Source organism: Streptomyces ossamyceticus (assembly GCF_001418475.1).
Classification (GTDB): domain Bacteria; phylum Actinomycetota; class Actinomycetes; order Streptomycetales; family Streptomycetaceae; genus Streptomyces; species Streptomyces ossamyceticus.
Map to the genome: position 1 here is coordinate 1 of NZ_LIQX01000638.1, position 15,711 is coordinate 15,711.

Genomic DNA, 15,711 nt, shown 5'->3' on the forward strand with positions numbered 1-15,711 from the left:
CGCCCGCGGAGCGGCCCGGCCGCCGAGCTCACAGGGCGCCCGCGAGATCCAGCGCCGCCACGTAACCGAAGGTCATCGCGGGCCCGATCGTCGAGCCCGCTCCCGCGTAACTGTGGCCCATCACCGCGGCGCTGGCGTTGCCCGCCGCGTACAGGCCGCGGATCACCGAGCCGTCCGGGCGCAGCACGCGGGCGCGGGCGTCGGTGAGGAGCCCGCCCTTGGTGCCGAGGTCGCCGGGGACGATGCGCAGGGCGTAGTACGGCGGCAGCCACAGTGGCGCCAGACAGGAGTTGGGCTGCACGGACGGGTCCGTGTAGTAGTGGTCGTAGGCGCTGTCGCCACGCCCGAAGTCGGCGTCGTCGCCCTGCCGGGCCAGGGAGTTGAAGCGGTCGACGGTGGCGCGCAGCGCGCCCGCGGGAACGCCGATCGCCGAGGCGAGCGCGTCCAGCGACCACGCCTTGTGGGCGGCCCCGGCGTCGTACCACTCGGCGGGGAACGGGAACGTCGGCACGATGTCCTTGAACAGGTACCGGTTGCGGTAGTTCTGGTCGACGATCAGCCAGGCCGGGATGTGCCGGGCGGCCGGGGTGTCGCGCTCGTACATCGTGTGGACGACATCGCTGTACGGCCCGGCCTCGTTGACGAACCGGGCACCCGCCGCGTTGACCAACAGCCCACCGGGGAGCGTGCGTTCGGCGAGGCAGAACCACGGCTGCCCCGGTGTGGCGATGGCCGGTCCCCACCAGGCGTCGTCCATCAGCGCCACGTCGGCGCCCGCGCGCTGCCCGGCGCGGATGCCGTCGCCTGTGTTCTCCTTGGCGCCCACGGACCAGTGGGCGACGGGCTGCTCCTGGTACTGCTCGCGCATGGCGGCGTTGTGCTCGAAGCCGCCGGAGCCGACGATGACGCCGCGCCGGGCGCGCAGCAGTCCGGGGGAGCCGTCGCGGGTGACGACGGCCCCAGTGACCGTCCCGTTCTCGATGTGCAGGTCGGTGAGAGGGGTGTCGAGCCACACCGGAACGCCGGCGGAGAGGAGCCCGGCCCGCAGTCCGCCCGCCAGGGCCTGGCCCATGGTGAGCGGCTTCTGCCCGAGCAGCGCGGCCTTGGTCCCCCGTGCGAGGCACTCGGTGGCGACGGCGATCCCCTTGGCGCTCACGGCTGTCAGGGCGAGCCACTTGTAGTCGGCGCTGAAGACGACCATGCCGGGCGGGGTGGCCAGGTACGCCGGGTTCAGCCGGGCGAGTTCGGCGCCCAGCACGTTCCCGTCGAGCTGGTCCGGCTCGATGGAGCGGCCGTTCGGCAGACCGCCGGGCAGCTCCGGGTAGTAGTCGCTGTACCCCTCCATCCAGCGGAACCTGAGCGGGCTGTTCGCCATGACGAAGGAGAGCATGGCGGGGCCGTGGTCCAGGAACGCCTTCTGCCGGTCGGCCGGCACGTCGTCGCCGACCACGGCCGCGAGGTACTGGGCGGCCTTGGCCGGGGTGTCGGGCACACCGGCGGCCTTGATGACGCTGTTGTTGGGCAGCCAGATCCCCGCGCCGGAACGGGCCGCCGACCCCCCGAAGGTCGGCGCCTTCTCCACGACGACACAGCTCAGCCCCTTCTTGGCCGCCGTCAGCGCGGCGGTCATCCCGGCGGCACCGGAGCCGATGACGACGACGTCGTAGGTGCCGAGCAGGGGAGGGGCGGCAGCCGATTCCGCCGCGACGGCCGTACCACCGAGCCCCCCGGCCGCCACGGCGGCCCCGGCGGCGGCCCCGAGCACACGCCGCCGCGACGGGGCGGCGGCCGGAACGGTCGTACGTCTGTGGGGGTCCGCGCTCTTGGACATGCAGGTCGCTCCAGCCTGGTGAAGGGGTGGGTGGCCGTGCTGTTCGCCCGGCGGACACACGTCTGCCGTGTGTCCCTGGGCGGGGTGCGGAGCCTTGAATCTGACGGGCGGGGATGGCGAAGTCAAGGCATGTGTCGGGCAGGATGTTCGGTACGAGAATGCGTCTGCGTTTCGCATGCACAGCGGGTCGGCTCGTCGAAGCGTGCTGTACAACAATGCGGCTGTCTCTGCATGGTTGAATCTCCGGCGCTGTCTCGACCGGACCGCCGCAGGCTCTGCCCCTTTGGGTGCCCGTTCGCGGTGCTCGGCTGCGCGCGTCAGGCACCTCCCGCAAAGTTAGGTGAAGCTGCTGATGAAACCGACGGCTCCCGAATACGTCGTACTCCTGGTGGATGTCTCGGCGCTGCCCGCGGAGGCGTTGGAGGAACTAACGGAAACCGCGTTCGCCGGAGTGACGGCGGAGGTGCGGAATCCGTCGAGTGAACCCTGCGCCGGGTTCACCTCTGCCCTCGTCTGACCCGTGGCTTTCGTTTCGGCTCCACTGTTCTCCTGTGTTTCGGCCAAGTGTGAACGGATGCCTCGTCCTGCCATAGCGCCCTGACCGCATGGGTATGACAGCCGCGTACACCTACCGGCGCGGGATCCGCCGCAGCCGGACGTGGGGTGGCGGGGGGTGCCCTTGGACCGGGAGCCGTACTTCTTTCTCAGTTATGCGCGCCGGGACGACCGTGAGGACGCTTTCGTGGGTCGGTTCTACGAGGACCTGGTCGCGGAACTGGACCGCCTGGGCGCGGACTGCGGCGGTCAGACACCGTTCCGTGATGTCGAACGGATGGGACTCGGTACCGCGTGGGAACGGATGCTCGGGCGGGAGGTCGGCAACTGTCGTGCCCTGGTGGCGCTGTGTTCGCCCGCCTATCTGAACAGCCCATACTGCGGCAAGGAATGGGCGGCCTTCCAGGAGCGGCTGGTCGCCTACCGCGGAGAGACCGAGTTCGACGTACCCGCGCTCATCCCGGTGCTGTGGGTTCCCCTGCGCGGCGGAATGCCCGAGGAGATCAGCCGCTATCAGTACTACGAACCCGCGATGGGTAAGGAGTACCCCGAGCAGGGGCTGATGGGCCTGCTGCGCACCGACCCCACGGGCGATGCCTACCGGACGGTGCTGCACCTCGTCGCGAAGCGGGTCTGGTACGCCGCGGAGCGTTTCCGGCTGCCCCGGGTGGAGCACCTCGACCTGGCGACCGTGCGCAGCCCTTTCCTCGGAGGAGACGCGGCCCATTCGGCCGAGCGCGTCACCGGGCATGTCCGTGTGTTCGTGGCTGCCGGGGCCGAGGACGCTCTGCCCGCCGACAGGCTGCGGCGCGAGTACTACGGCCCGTCACCACTCGACTGGACGCCGTACCGCCCGCCTCTGCACCCCACAGTCGCCCACCGTGCCCAGCGCGTGATCATCGACGAAGGCTGCACAACCAGCCTCGAAGTCGTCGACCGCGACCTCGGCAGCAAACTCGACGAGGCGCTGCGCAACAACCAGACCAGCGTGCTGCTGGTGGATGCCTGGGCCGCACGGGATGTGCCCTATCGCCACCCCCTCGTCGACTACGACAGGCGGCATCATCCCGCCACCGGGGTGCTCGTGCCCTGCCACAACACGGACGACGAGTCCGGCGACGAGGCCCTGTGGGAAGACCTGCGTGACGTCTTCGAACGCAACTGGATGCGGCGCAACGACCCCTATGACCCGCTGTTCCGGGTGCGGGTGGGCAAGGAGCAGTTCGAGAGCCGGCTGGCCGTGATGGTCACGGTGTCCCAGAATCGGTTGATGGAGAACGCCACTCCGCGCAGGCTGCCGGTCGGACCCCTGCCTCCTCCGCTGCCCGCCCTCACCGTGCCGGCTCAGCCCGGTGCGAGAGACGTGGATCGTCGAGCAGCCCTTCCGGCGGAAGGACCGGGGCGATGACCTCACAGGACCCGGACACCGGGCGGATCGTCACCTTTTACTCCTACAAGGGTGGCACGGGACGGACGATGTCCCTCGTCAACGTCGGCTGGATCATGGCGAGCAACGGCCTTCGGGTCCTGCTCGTCGACTGGGACCTGGAGGCACCCGGCCTGCACCGCTATCTCCGGCCGTTCCTCGTCGACCCCGAACTGCGCGACACCGACGGTCTGATCAACCTCGTACAGGCATATGTGGGCCGGGTGATGGGCGCCGGGGAGGCCGACCCTCGGATGCAGGACGCGGGTGCCCCACAGCGGCCCGCCCCGATGAGCGAGGCCGAGCTTCGGGAATGCGCCCGTCTCGGCCCCTACACCACGGGCCTCGATCCGAGTCTGCCGCCCGCCGGCCGCCTGGATTTCCTTCCTGCCGGGCGGCAGTCGGTGTCGTATTCCGCCGCCGTCACCAGCTTCAACTGGCACGCCTTCTACGACCGCATGGGCGGCGGCTCCTTCCTCCAAGTACTGCGGGAGGAGATGAAGGCCGCGTACGACTACGTGCTCATCGACAGCCGAACGGGTGTCAGCGACATCTCTGGGATCTGTACGGTCCTGATGCCCGACATCCTGGTGGACGGCTTCGCTCTGAACCTCCAGAGCATCAACGGCGGCGTCGATGTCGCCTCATCCGTGACCGAGTCCGCGCAGCGCCCCATCCGCATCCTCCCGGTGCCGATGCGGGTCCAGTACGACCAGAGGGAACGGCTCGACGCGGGCCGGGCCTCCTCCCAGGACCGTTTCGCGCCGTTCCTCTCATGGCTCCCTTCGGAGAGCCACCAGCGTTACTGGGGCGACGTCGAGATCCCGTACAAGTCCTTCTACGCGTACGACGAGATTCCGGCCACCGTGGGTGATGGTTCCTTCCGGGAGGGCTCCCTGCTCAGCGCCTTCGAAAGACTCACCAAGTGGATCACCGAGGGACGCGTGACGTCGTTCGCGCCGTTGCCCACGGATGTACGGCAACGGTACGAGGCGGCGTACCTGTACGGCTCCCGGACGCCGCCGTCGCGTGTTCGCGTCAGTTACGCGCCGCCCGACCGGATGTGGGCGGAATGGGCCCTCGCCCACCTGACATCCGTCGGCTACGAGGTCTCCCTCGACAGCACCCGCGCCCAGGCCGACGGAACACAGCGCGAGGAGGAGACCGACCGGCGGGCCCGGCGCGTGACACTGCTCTCACCGGACCACCCGGACTGGTTCCGAACCGGCGGAGCCCGGGACGAGTCATGGCGCGACATCTCCCGCAGCGCTCCCGTGGCGGTGCGCGTGCGGGGATCCGCGAGCGCCCCACCGAGCGGCGTCGGCGTCTCGCTCGCCACCGACCTCACCCTCTGCTCCGCCTCCGACGCCGCCCGTCGGCTGCTGGCGGCCGTCGGCCCGCCCCCGGGTTCGGCCACCGGTGAGGGGTCCGCTGCCTTTGAGGCCGTCACCGTGCCGTTTCCCGGCGAGTCACCCGCCGTGTGGAGCCTGCCCGCACGGAACCCGTCCTTCACCGGACGGGACGCCGTACTCGAGGAGCTGCGCGACCACTTCACCGCCGGGCCCGCGACTCCGCCCCTCGTCCTGTGCGGAGTGGGAGGCATGGGCAAGACGCAACTCGCCGTCGAGTACGCCCACCGTTTCAAGGCTGCCTACGACGTGATCTGGTGGATCCCCGCCGAGCAGCGCGGCCTGATCCGACCCGCTCTCGCCGACCTCGCCCCCCGGCTCGGAATCGATGCCGGCGACGACGCCGACCGCACGGCCGAGGCGGTGCTTCGGGCTCTGCGGCGGGGCGAGCCCTACGACCGCTGGCTCCTGATCTTCGACAACGCCGAACGCCCTGACGAGCTGGCCGACCTGCTGCCCGAGGGGCCAGTCGGCGGACATGTCCTGCTCACCTCTCGCGACCGCGCCCGTGTGCCCGGCGGGGAACTCATCGATGTCGACGTGTTCCGTCGACGTGAGAGCGCCGAACTCCTGCACCGCCTGAACCCCGGCCTGGCCGAGCAGGAGGCCGACCAGGTGGCCGAGGAACTCGCCGATCTACCGCTGGCCGTCGGCCAGGCCGCCGCTTGGCTCAGCGAGAGCAGCATGCCGGTGGCCATCTATCTGGATCTTCTGAAGGACCGGCTCACCACCGTCCTGAGCGACACCCGTCTGCCTGAGCGGGACTATCCGCGTTCCGCCGCCGCCACCTGGTGCCTCGCTGCGGAGGACCTGCGCCGTGTCGACCCGGCAGCGGCCGATCTTCTGGAGATCTGCTGCTTCCTCGGCCCCGAGCCGATTCCCATGCGTCTGCTCTACAGCGATCCTGTTGCCCGGGCGCTGGCACCGGGAGAGGGCGAGCCCGCCGACGCGTTCGCCGCCGCTCGCGCGGTGCGTGCGGTCAACCGCTTCGGACTGGCGCGGAGCGACAGCGCGAGTGAGAGCGTCACCGTGCACCGGCTGGTCCAAGCGGTCATCCGGGACCAGGTGGCGGAGGACCGAGCCCTTCGAGTGCGCGGTGTCGTGCACTCGGCGCTCGTCCAGGCCAGCCCCGAGGACCCCGACGTACCGGCCGACTGGGGTCGCTACGCCGAGCTGATCCCGCACCTGTGGCCGTCCGACGCCGCCCGCACCGCTGATCCCAAGGTCCGGCGCTGGATCTCCGACGCCACGCGCTACCTCTGGAAGCGCAGCCTTTACGGGGCCGCCCGTGAACTCGCCGAACGCACCCTCAGCACCTGGGAGCAAGCCGGAATCGGTGATCAGGACGACCCCCAGACCCTGCTGCTCCGCACTCAGCTCGGCAACATCCTGCGCGCACAGGGCGAGTTGGTGGACGCGTACCGCATAGACCGGGACACCTTCGAGCGGTTCCGCGCCACCCAGGGGCCGGCGTACGAGCACACCCTGGCCGTGGCCGGGAACGTCGGCGCCGACCTGCGTTCCCTGGGCCTTTACCAGGAGGCTCGCGTGCTGGAGCGGACGACCCTGGAGACGGCCCGGCGCGTGCTGGGTGAGGAGCATCAGCGCACCCTGATGTCCATGAACAACCTCGCGGTGTCGGAGCATGTGGCGGGTGACCGGCGCGCGGCTGTGGAGCTCCACCGGCACGCCTACACGTTGCAGAGCCGACTACGGGGCCCGGACAGCCTCTACACCCTGATCTTCGCCAGTAACTACGCCCGAGGCCTGCGGGACAGCGGACGGCTGGACGAGTCGTTGCGGCTGCTGGACGTCACCGTGCGGGGGTTCGAGCAGACCTGCGGAGAGAACCACATCGGTACACTGCGTGCCCGCAAGAACCTTGCGGTGGCACTGCGCAGAGCCGGCGAGTACGAACGCGCCCTGGAGATGGATGAGGACATCCACGCCTGGTATGTCGACGCGCACGGCCCCGCCCATCCCGACACCCTGGCCGCGGTATCCAGTCTCGCCGGTGACCTGGCGGCCCTCGGCAGACTCGACCGCGCTGAACAACTGGCCGAGCAGGCTGTGGAACGTTGGGAGTCGTACCTGGGCGTCGAACACCCCGCTACGCTCGTGGCCGTCACCAATCTGTCCGTCTACCGGCGTCTACTGGGCCGCAGGGAAGAGGCGCTGGCACTGTCGGAGCGCGCCCTGCGCGGACTTGAGGCCGCGGTCGGTGAGACTCATCCGTACACACTGAGCTGCATGATCAACCACGCCAACGACCTGGTGGCCGCCGGACGCCCGCAGGAGGCGAGCGCACTGGAGCGGAAGGCTCGGCACGCCTGCCTCGAAGTCCTGGGCCCCGAGCACCACGACACCATCGCGGTCACGGCCAACCTTGCCCTGAGTCTGCGTACCGTGGGTCAGCAGGACGAGGCCGATCGTCTGATGGAGGAGGCGGTGCGCCGCGCGAGAAGTACGCTGGGCGAAGCCCACCCCATGACACGCAGACTCCTGTCGGGAGAGCGGCTCGACTCGGACGTCGAACCGCCGACCACATGATCGGTGGTGGCTCGATGCGACGGTCGAGTGAGACGACGACTCCCCAGGACGCTTCCTTCCTCTCCCGTGAACCCAGAGCGACCGATGCCGATGTGCGCCACCAGTTCCCAGCACGCCGAGCCGGGCAGTGGTCAACCGGTGGTCCCGTTCCGGCAGTTCCTCCTGAAGATCCACAGCAGGTGCAATCTGGCCTGCGACTACTGCTACGTGTACGAGGCCGCCGACCAGAGTTGGCGGGGGCGCCCCCGCCGGATGACGGCGGCCACGGCGGAGCGCACGGGGCGGCTGATCGCTGAGCACGCTGCAAGACATGGGCTCCGCGAGGTGACCGTGGTCCTGCACGGTGGGGAGCCGCTGTTGGTCGGCCCGGATCATCTGGAGACGCTGCTCGGGGTGCTCGTGGACGCGCTCGAAGGGGTCGTGACGCCGCGCCTGGTCGTGCAGACCAACGGGCTCCGTCTCGCCGAGGATCCTCGGCTGCTTCCCGTCCTCGACCGGTACGGCGTGCGTATCGGGGTCAGCCTGGACGGCACGGCGGCCTCCCACGACCGGCACCGACGCCACCATGATGGGCGCGGCAGTCACGCCGACACCGTCCGAGCCCTGAAGGAACTCGCCGACGGTCCCTACCGACCGCTCTACACCGGACTGTTGTGTGTGATCGACATGACCGCCGACCCGGTCGAGACATATGAAGCGCTGATCGAGTGCGCCCCACCCCTGATCGACCTGCTGCTGCCGCATGCCACCTGGCAGACTCCGCCGCCGGGCCTGGAGAAGGGAACCGTACGACCCGAAGCCCCGCCGCCGCAGGGGGTCTACGGTCGATCCACCCCCTACGGTGACTGGCTGCGCACCGTCTTCGACCGCTGGTACGACGCCCCGCGACGGGAGACCCGTATCCGGCTCTTCGAAGCGATCATGGCGCCCATGCTGGGGGGCAGAGCGTGCAGCGAGGCGGTGGGACTGACGCCGGTCGACCTCGTGGTGGTGGAGACCGACGGGGCGATCGAGCAGGTGGACTCGTTGAAGGTCGCGTATCACGGTGCCCCGGCGGCAGGACTCCATGTGTCGCAGGACACCTTCGACGATGCCGCGGCGCACCCGGCATTCCGCGCCCGCCAGCTGGGCCTCGACGGCCTGGGGTCGGTGTGCCGGGGCTGCTTCCGCGCCCCCGTCTGCGGCGGAGGTCTGTACACGCACCGCTACGACCCGGAGGCGGAGCACCCCTTCTCCGCTCCGTCCGTCTACTGCGCCGATCTCGCATTGCTCGTCGACCACATCCACCGACGTCTCGCACCCGACGCGGCGAAATTGTTGCGGGTGAAAGGGACGTGAGGCGGCAGCGGTGGGTGTGGCGCACGACCCGTGGCGGGCGCCGAGACAGGAGATGTCGGCATCGTGATGTGCACATGGCCGGATGAGGCGCGTCGCCCGACGTCCGAGCCGACGTCACGCGCTGGAACCGTTTCGCGGGAAGGCCGAACGGGAACGGTCCGGGCAGCGTGGTCCCGGTCCTGACGGACCGAGGGAGGGGGAGCGCTGTGCATGACCTTGCACGGGCACCGGACCATATCCGGGCGCCCGACGGTCGCCTGCTGCGGGTCGAGTGCTCGGGGGATCCGGCAGGACAACCCGTCTTTCTCTTCCACGGCATGCCGGGCAGCCGCGTCGGCCCCCGGCCACGGCCGATGTTCCTCTATCAGCGGGGGACGCGACTCATCAGCTACGACCGCCCCGGCTACGGAGGCTCCGACCGCCGAGTGGGGCGTCGCATCGTGGACGCGGTGGAGGACGTGACCGTCGTCGCCGACGCACTCGGTGTCGACCGGTTCGCGGTGGTGGGCCGTTCCGGGGGCGCCCCGCACGCCCTGGCGTGCGCCGCCCGGCTGCCGCATCGGGTGACGAGGGCCGCGGCACTGGTCACCCTCGCGCCCCGTGACGCGGCGGGTCTGGACTGGTTCGCGGGTATGGCGCCGTCGAACGTGCGGGACTTCCGTTCGCTGCTCGCCGACCCGCAGGGCTTCACCGACCGACTGATCCCGCGTTCCGCTGCCATCCGCTCCGACCCCGCCCGCCTGCTGGAGGACCTCCGCGCCGATCTCACCGACGACGACCGTCTGATCGTCTCCGACAACGGCATCCGCTCCATGCTGCTGCGCAACTACCACGAGGCGGTGCGGCTCTCCCCGTACGGATGGCTCGACGACGCGCTCGCGTTGACCTCGCCCTGGGGCTTCGACCCCGGCGAGATCCGAGTGCCCGTGCTGTTCTGGTTCGGGGCGAAGGACGTCTTCTCCCCGGCGGCCCATTCGTCGTGGCTCGCCGAACGGATCCCGCGTGCCACGGCCGTCCTCGAACCTGCCGCCGCCCACTTCGCCTCGCTTCGGGCCCTGCCGACGGTGCTGAGCTGGCTCCTCAAGGGGGCACCCCTGCCCATGACACCACCGGTCTGATCCGTGGGGACACACCCGTGGAACTCCGTCAGACTGCCAGTGGCTCCAGATCGCGGTAGACCCGGCGTTCCTGGGAGACGAGGTTGGAGATGCCGTTCTCCTCGCCCAACTGGCGGTTCTGCCGTGTGAGTTCCGCGATCGTCTCCGCGCGCAGGCGCTCCGCCTCCTCGGTCCGGCCGAGCCCCCGTAGGGTCAGGGTGGAGTTGGCGACGACGCCCAGTGCCTCCGGATGGTGCGAGCCCAGTACCTGCTGGAGCGCGGCCCGGGCCGGCTCCTCAAGTGCCCAGGCCTCCTCGTACCGGCCCTGTTCGGCGCAGATGTTGGCGTAGTTGGCCTGGCAGAAGAGGGTGTGCGGATGCTGGTCGCCCAGCACGTCCGCCATCCGGTGCATCACCCGCTGGAACACCGCGTCAGCCTCCTCGGCGTCCCCGCAGGCCCAGTGGTAGACGCCGAGGTTGTTGAGCGCGGCCTGCGTGTACGGATGCTCTTCCCCGGGCACCCGCACGTACTCGGCCAGCGCGGCCAGCGCGATCCTGCGTGCCTCCTCACGCTCGTCGGCGGCATACAGGTCCGCCGCCCAGTTCAGGTCGCAGGCCAGCGAGTCCGGGGTATGGGCGTCGTACTGCTTGTGGTACTGCTCCCGGGTCGCGTGCGTCAGCCGCTTCGCGTTCTCGAAGTCCCCCGCTCGTCTCAGCGACACGGCCAGCGACTTCGCGCAGCTGAGCGTGCCGGGGAAGTTCTTGCCCAGCACCCGTTTGTGCGCCTCGTACGCCTCCGACAGCAGGGCCACCGAGTCCGTGTAACGGCCCACCTCGCGCAGGTCTCGGCCGAGGCTCGTGGCCGAGGACAGCGTGTACGGGTGGTCGGGGCCGAGGACGTCCCTGCGGCGGCCGTAGGTCTCCTGGTCGATGTCCCGGGCGTCGTCGTAGCGGCCGACCATGCGCAACGCCAGCGCGAGGTTGTTCGCGGCACTCAGCGTCCGCGGGTGCGACTCGTGGAAGATCTCGCTGAACCCCTGGTGGGCGTCGCGGGCCAGCTCCACCGCGTTGCGGTACTCGCCGAGGGCCGCGCAGTCGCTGGCGAGGGACGAGGTGGTGATGTACGTGTGGGCATCGGACGGGCCGAGGACACGGCGCTGGTGTTCCACGAGGCCCTCGTCGATCGCCTTGGCCTCCACGAAACGCCCCTGGGAACGCAGGACGTTGGCGAGCTGGCCCCGCAGGTACAGATGCTGCCGGTCGTTCTCGCCGAGCGTCTGCCGCCAGTGCGCCAGCAGTTCCTCGGCCAGTCGCTGGGCGTCCGGGAAGGCGCCGCGCTTCCAGAGGTAGCGGATGCGGTCGATGAGCAGCCGGCGGGGTTCGACCTCGGTGCAGTCACGGATGCCCGAGGGACGCAGATGGGGCCAGATGGCCTCGAACAGCGGCCACGTCCCGGGGTCGTCGGTGGGCTCGTCGACGTCGGGACGGGCGCCCGCCAGGACGGTGTGGACGACGTGCCGGGCACGTCGCTGCTCGTCCTTGGTGAGCTGGGAGCGGATCACGGCCTGGACCAGACGGTGGATCTGCACGCTGCTGCTGACCCGGTCGACCTTGGCGAGGGCCAGACGGGCAATCTCGCGGATCACCCGGCCCAGCATCAGGTTCTCCTGCAGTGCGGGGTCGACCTTCCGTAGCTCGTCGCGCATCTCCTTGCTGTACAGCAGCCGGGAGGAGATCGGCTCGGGAGCCATGAACGCGCACAGCTGGAGCAGCCGCACCGAGGCAGGGGAACGTTCCGCCAGGCGGGCGATCGAGATGTTCCACGTCGCGGCCACCGTCATCGGGTAGTCGGTGGGCTGGTTGAGGTCCAGGACGTGGGTCGTCTGCTCGGTGAGTTCGCGCAGGTACTCCTCCACGGGGGTGGCCGTTTCGGCGAGCCAGGCCGCCGCCTGCTCCACGGCCAGCGGCAGGTCACCGACCGTCTCCGCGACCCGGTCGGCCTCCTCGCCGCTCAGCCCGGGAGCACGCAGTGAGAGATGTTCGACGCTTTCCTGACGCAGGAACACATCGACCGTCAGTGAGGCACCCCGGTCGGCCCAGGCCTGGTTACGGGAGGTGACGAGGATGTGCCCGCCGCCACCCATCGGGAAGAACGGCGAGAGCACTGCGAGGTCGTCCGCGTTGTCGAAGACCAGCAGCCAGCGCGTGGTCGGCACTCCCCGGGCCAGCATCTGTACCGCTTCCTGGCTGGCCAGCGCCATGTCGTTGCCGCCGGGTGCCCCGATCCTGGAGCCGAGCAGGGCGAGCGAGTCCACGACGTTGTCGACGTGCTCGGCGGAGATCCACCACACCAGGTCGTAGTCGGCCATGAACCGGTGAACGTACTCCAGCGCCAGCTGGGTCTTGCCCACGCCACCGAGCCCGAACAGGGCCTGAGGGCGCGGCAGTACGACGGACATGCCGCTGCGGAGCTGCTCCCGTAGTTCGTCGAGGATGACGCCGCGCCCGGTGAAGGTGGTGTTGCGCTGGGGAGCGTTCCAGATGGCTGGTGCCCGGCCCGGGAAACGGGGGTCGGACGCTCCGGTGGCCACGGGCTCCGCCCGTAGGCCCAGGGCCTCCAGGAGGGCTCTGGCGCCGGACGTCTCGTCCATTCGGTGCAGGTCGACCAGGTCCGAGGTGTGGCCGGTCGGCCGGACGTCGTCCACGCGCGCGTGGGCGGAGACGGAGGCGGGAGCGGTCTGCAAAGTGTGGGTGAGGACGCGCCGTACCGACTCCGCGTTGCGGGACTTCTGGAAGGCGTGCGACAGCAGGAACAGCACACGGGTCTCCGCGCCGGGTCTCTCCCCGGGTTCGGTGGCCACGTCGTGCAGGGCCACCCGACAGCCGGCCCGTTTGAGCACGCCTTCGGTCCACTCGGCCCACATACGGTTCTCCGCCGCGTACGCCACGAGGACCTGCACCGTCCGCGTCGCCGGCGACTGCCGGGTGAACGCCTCCAGACAACGCAGCCGTACCGGTTCGGGCACCGGCGGCAACTGGGTGACCTCGCCGTCGGAGAGCACCGCTGTCAGCCGTTCGAAGGCCGACAGCAGGGAGTTCGCGATGCCGCTCTTGTCACCGACGGTGGCGAGAGTCTCCTCATAGGCGTAGTACGGGCGATAGGGGATCTCCACCGTGCCCCAGTACGTGGTCTGCTCCTCCGGGCTCAGCTCCTGCCCTTCGACCCCCTTGGGCAGCCCGTCGAACTTCAGCCGGGCCAGCGCTCGCCCCGCGTCGACCTTCTCCTTCTCGCCTTCGTCGATCCGCATCGGCACGGGCAGGACCCGGATGCGCCGCTTGCGGTAGCCCATGGCCACGGTCTGCGCGACGGCGGCGGCGCCGTCCAGCGCCTGGCCGCTGAGTGTGAAGCAGTCGACGAGCACGTCGGGCATCTGGATCGTGCAGATGTCCGCGTTGTCGGACAGGCCCGTGCGGCTGTCGATGAAGACGTAGTCGTACGACGCCTTCATGTCGTCGCGCAGCGCGTCCAGGAACAGACCGCCGCCGAGTCGCTCGTAGAAGTTGTCCCACTCGAATGAGGAGACGGTCGCCGAGTACTCCCGGTTCTGCCGTCCGGCGGACAGGAAGTCGAGGGTGCCGCCGTCCGGGAACGACAGGCCGAACCGCTCGGGTTCGAGGGAGACGGCGTGGTCCTCGACACGGGCGTAGTCCAGGTGCCAGGGCCCGGGGCGGGGTTCGCCCGTGGTGGCCGCCCAGGAGTACTCGGTGATGATGTCGATGACGCCTGAGGTCGCGGCCAGCGCGTTGGGGTCGAGGAACGGTTCGAAGAACCGGTGCAGGCCCGGCGCCTCCAGGTCCCAGTCGACGGCCAGCACGCGCTTGCCATTGGCCGCGAGGATCCAGGCCGTGTTGGCCAGGGCCATCGTGCGGCCCGTTCCGCCTTTGTACGAGTAGAAGGTGATGATGCGTCCGCCGGGCCGGGCCGTCATGCTTCTCCTCGGGGGTCGGGACCCGCGGTGGTGTACGGCGGGTAGGTGGGGCCCTTCAACCGGGGTTGCTCGAAGTGCGGGCCCTCGGGTGGGTGCGCCTCGGCCTTCTTGAGGTACTGCCTGGTCAGGTGTGCGACGACGGACGGCAGCACATCGGTGAATGCCTTGAGTGTCGGTACGCCGTTGACGGCGATCCGGAAGTCGGTACGGCGGCCGCGGTCCAGGATCGACGGGAGGGTGCGCTCGAGTTCGGCCTTGACCTGCCGTCCTTCGTCACCCTGGCAGGGGGTGTCCGCGCGGTTCCAGGGCACCACCGCCGCCACCCAGGGCTGGGCGGCGGAGTCGAAGGCCTTGAGTCTGCGTCTACGTTCCTCGTCGAGGATCGACCAGCAGTCGACGAGCAGCAGCGCGGGATGGCCGGACGGGCTGGATTCGGTACCGGGTTCGGCGTCGGCGCCCCCCCGTGGTGAGGTCGGCGGTGACCGGGTCCGAGTCGTCGAAGTCGGACACGGTGATCTGGTAGTCCAGCGACCGGATCAGCTCCTCCGCCAGCACGGGCAGCGGGCGTTGCGACTCGTTGTGATAGGGGTTCCACTTGAGGGCGTTGTCACCGTAGGGGCCGCTGCCACGGTGTTCCGGAACGGTGTGGCGGTTGGGTGCGGCCACGCTGACGTGGATCCGGCGGGGCCCGTCACCCGAGGGCCGGAAGGCGCTCGGCAGCGACTCGAACGGGCGGGGGTCGCTGGAAGGCAGCGGTGTCTCCTCGGCGATATGCACGATGCGCTGGGCCAGCATCAGCACGGTCTCGTCGTACTCGTCCCGCAGTCGCTTGAGCTTGATCAGTCCGTAGATTCCGTGGGACAGGTAACGCTCGCCGAAAGCCGTCTGCTCGACCTGGATGTTACGCACCGACTCCGGGAGCCGATTGAGGTCGACGCGGGTCCACAGCACAGGCACGATGGCCGGAATGTCGCCGACGCCCGTGTCCCGTGCCTGGCGCATACGGTCGGTGAAGGCGAACCACTCCCGACCGCAGTACGGACTGCTGAAGTAACGCGGGGAGTACAGCGGCACGAAGACCCGGCAGTGCGCGAGATTAAGGCTGAGCTGCTCCGGCCAGCCCTCTCCTGACCGCATCTCTCGGTCGATGAAACCCACAGGGCTGTCGTCGATGGCGGTGAGCTCAAGGATGTCCTTGCACAGGTCCTTGAAGAGCGTGTGCACCCAGTGGTTCGGGTCGCCGCTACCGGGCCCCGAGGACGGCGTATGGGCGTAACTCAGAAAGAAATAGGGCCTCTTGTCCGGAACGATCCGCCCCTGTGCGTACGTGTTCACATGCCCCCCGCCTCTGGACGCCCTCGTTCCCCCGCCGAAGAGTCATCTGGCCGGAGCCAACAATGTGCCTGACCCGTCCGGCTGCCGGATGGCGTGTTTCACGCCAATCATCTGCGATATCGGGACATGAGACTGCTTGCCGAGTCGACCGCGTCACGCACACCGATGTGCACGACCCGCCC

9 protein-coding genes are annotated in these 15,711 nt (G+C 69.6%); 5 read left to right on the forward strand and 4 right to left on the reverse strand.

Annotated elements, in window-relative coordinates; genetic code table 11:
- Positions 1-28: 28 nt before the first annotated feature.
- Positions 29-1,831 (reverse strand): 3-oxosteroid 1-dehydrogenase, encoded by a 1,803-nt coding sequence (gene kstD / locus AOK15_RS35450; protein WP_055522468.1) that lies wholly within the window; start codon positions 1,829-1,831, stop codon positions 29-31.
- A gap of 352 nt (positions 1,832-2,183) precedes the next feature.
- On the opposite strand from kstD, the gene AOK15_RS44505 reads away from it, so the two are divergent.
- From AOK15_RS44505 to AOK15_RS35470, 5 genes are all read left to right on the forward strand, one after another.
- Positions 2,184-2,348, forward strand: a complete 165-nt coding sequence (locus AOK15_RS44505; protein WP_240508743.1) for an FXSXX-COOH protein — start codon at positions 2,184-2,186, stop codon at positions 2,346-2,348.
- Between the two features lie 156 nt (positions 2,349-2,504).
- Entirely contained in the window at positions 2,505-3,794 is a 1,290-nt protein-coding gene (locus AOK15_RS35455; RefSeq protein WP_055522470.1) for a TIR-like protein FxsC, read from the forward strand.
- Positions 3,791-7,771, forward strand: coding sequence for an FxSxx-COOH system tetratricopeptide repeat protein (gene fxsT, locus AOK15_RS35460; RefSeq protein WP_055522472.1), 3,981 nt, complete (start codon positions 3,791-3,793; stop codon positions 7,769-7,771). The genes AOK15_RS35455 and fxsT (AOK15_RS35460) overlap by 4 nt, the downstream gene beginning before the upstream one ends.
- A gap of 66 nt (positions 7,772-7,837) precedes the next feature.
- Positions 7,838-9,109, forward strand: a complete 1,272-nt coding sequence (locus AOK15_RS35465; protein WP_240508745.1) for an FxsB family cyclophane-forming radical SAM/SPASM peptide maturase — start codon at positions 7,838-7,840, stop codon at positions 9,107-9,109.
- 206 nt (positions 9,110-9,315) lie between these two features.
- Positions 9,316-10,227 carry an alpha/beta fold hydrolase gene (locus tag AOK15_RS35470; RefSeq protein WP_055522476.1) on the forward strand — a complete coding sequence of 304 codons (912 nt, stop codon included), beginning with the start codon at positions 9,316-9,318 and terminating at the stop codon, positions 10,225-10,227.
- A 28-nt stretch (positions 10,228-10,255) separates the two neighbouring features.
- On the opposite strand, the gene fxsT (AOK15_RS35475) is transcribed toward AOK15_RS35470, so the two are convergent.
- From fxsT (AOK15_RS35475) to AOK15_RS35480, 3 genes are read right to left on the reverse strand one after another with little or no spacing between them, the layout of a single operon-like run.
- The gene (gene fxsT, locus AOK15_RS35475; protein WP_079058888.1) at positions 10,256-14,194 is read right to left on the reverse strand and encodes an FxSxx-COOH system tetratricopeptide repeat protein; all 3,939 of its coding nucleotides are present in this window, start codon (positions 14,192-14,194) and stop codon (positions 10,256-10,258) included.
- Positions 14,191-14,601: an FxsC protein gene (fsxC, locus tag AOK15_RS47840; RefSeq protein ID WP_338059944.1), complete on the reverse strand. Its 411-nt coding sequence runs from the start codon at positions 14,599-14,601 to the stop codon at positions 14,191-14,193. Before fsxC ends, fxsT (AOK15_RS35475) begins: the two co-directional genes overlap by 4 nt.
- A complete protein-coding gene (locus tag AOK15_RS35480) occupies positions 14,558-15,529 on the reverse strand; it encodes a TIR-like protein FxsC (RefSeq protein WP_240508746.1) in 972 nt (323 codons plus the stop codon). The genes fsxC and AOK15_RS35480 overlap by 44 nt, the downstream gene beginning before the upstream one ends.
- Positions 15,530-15,711: the final 182 nt, after the last annotated feature.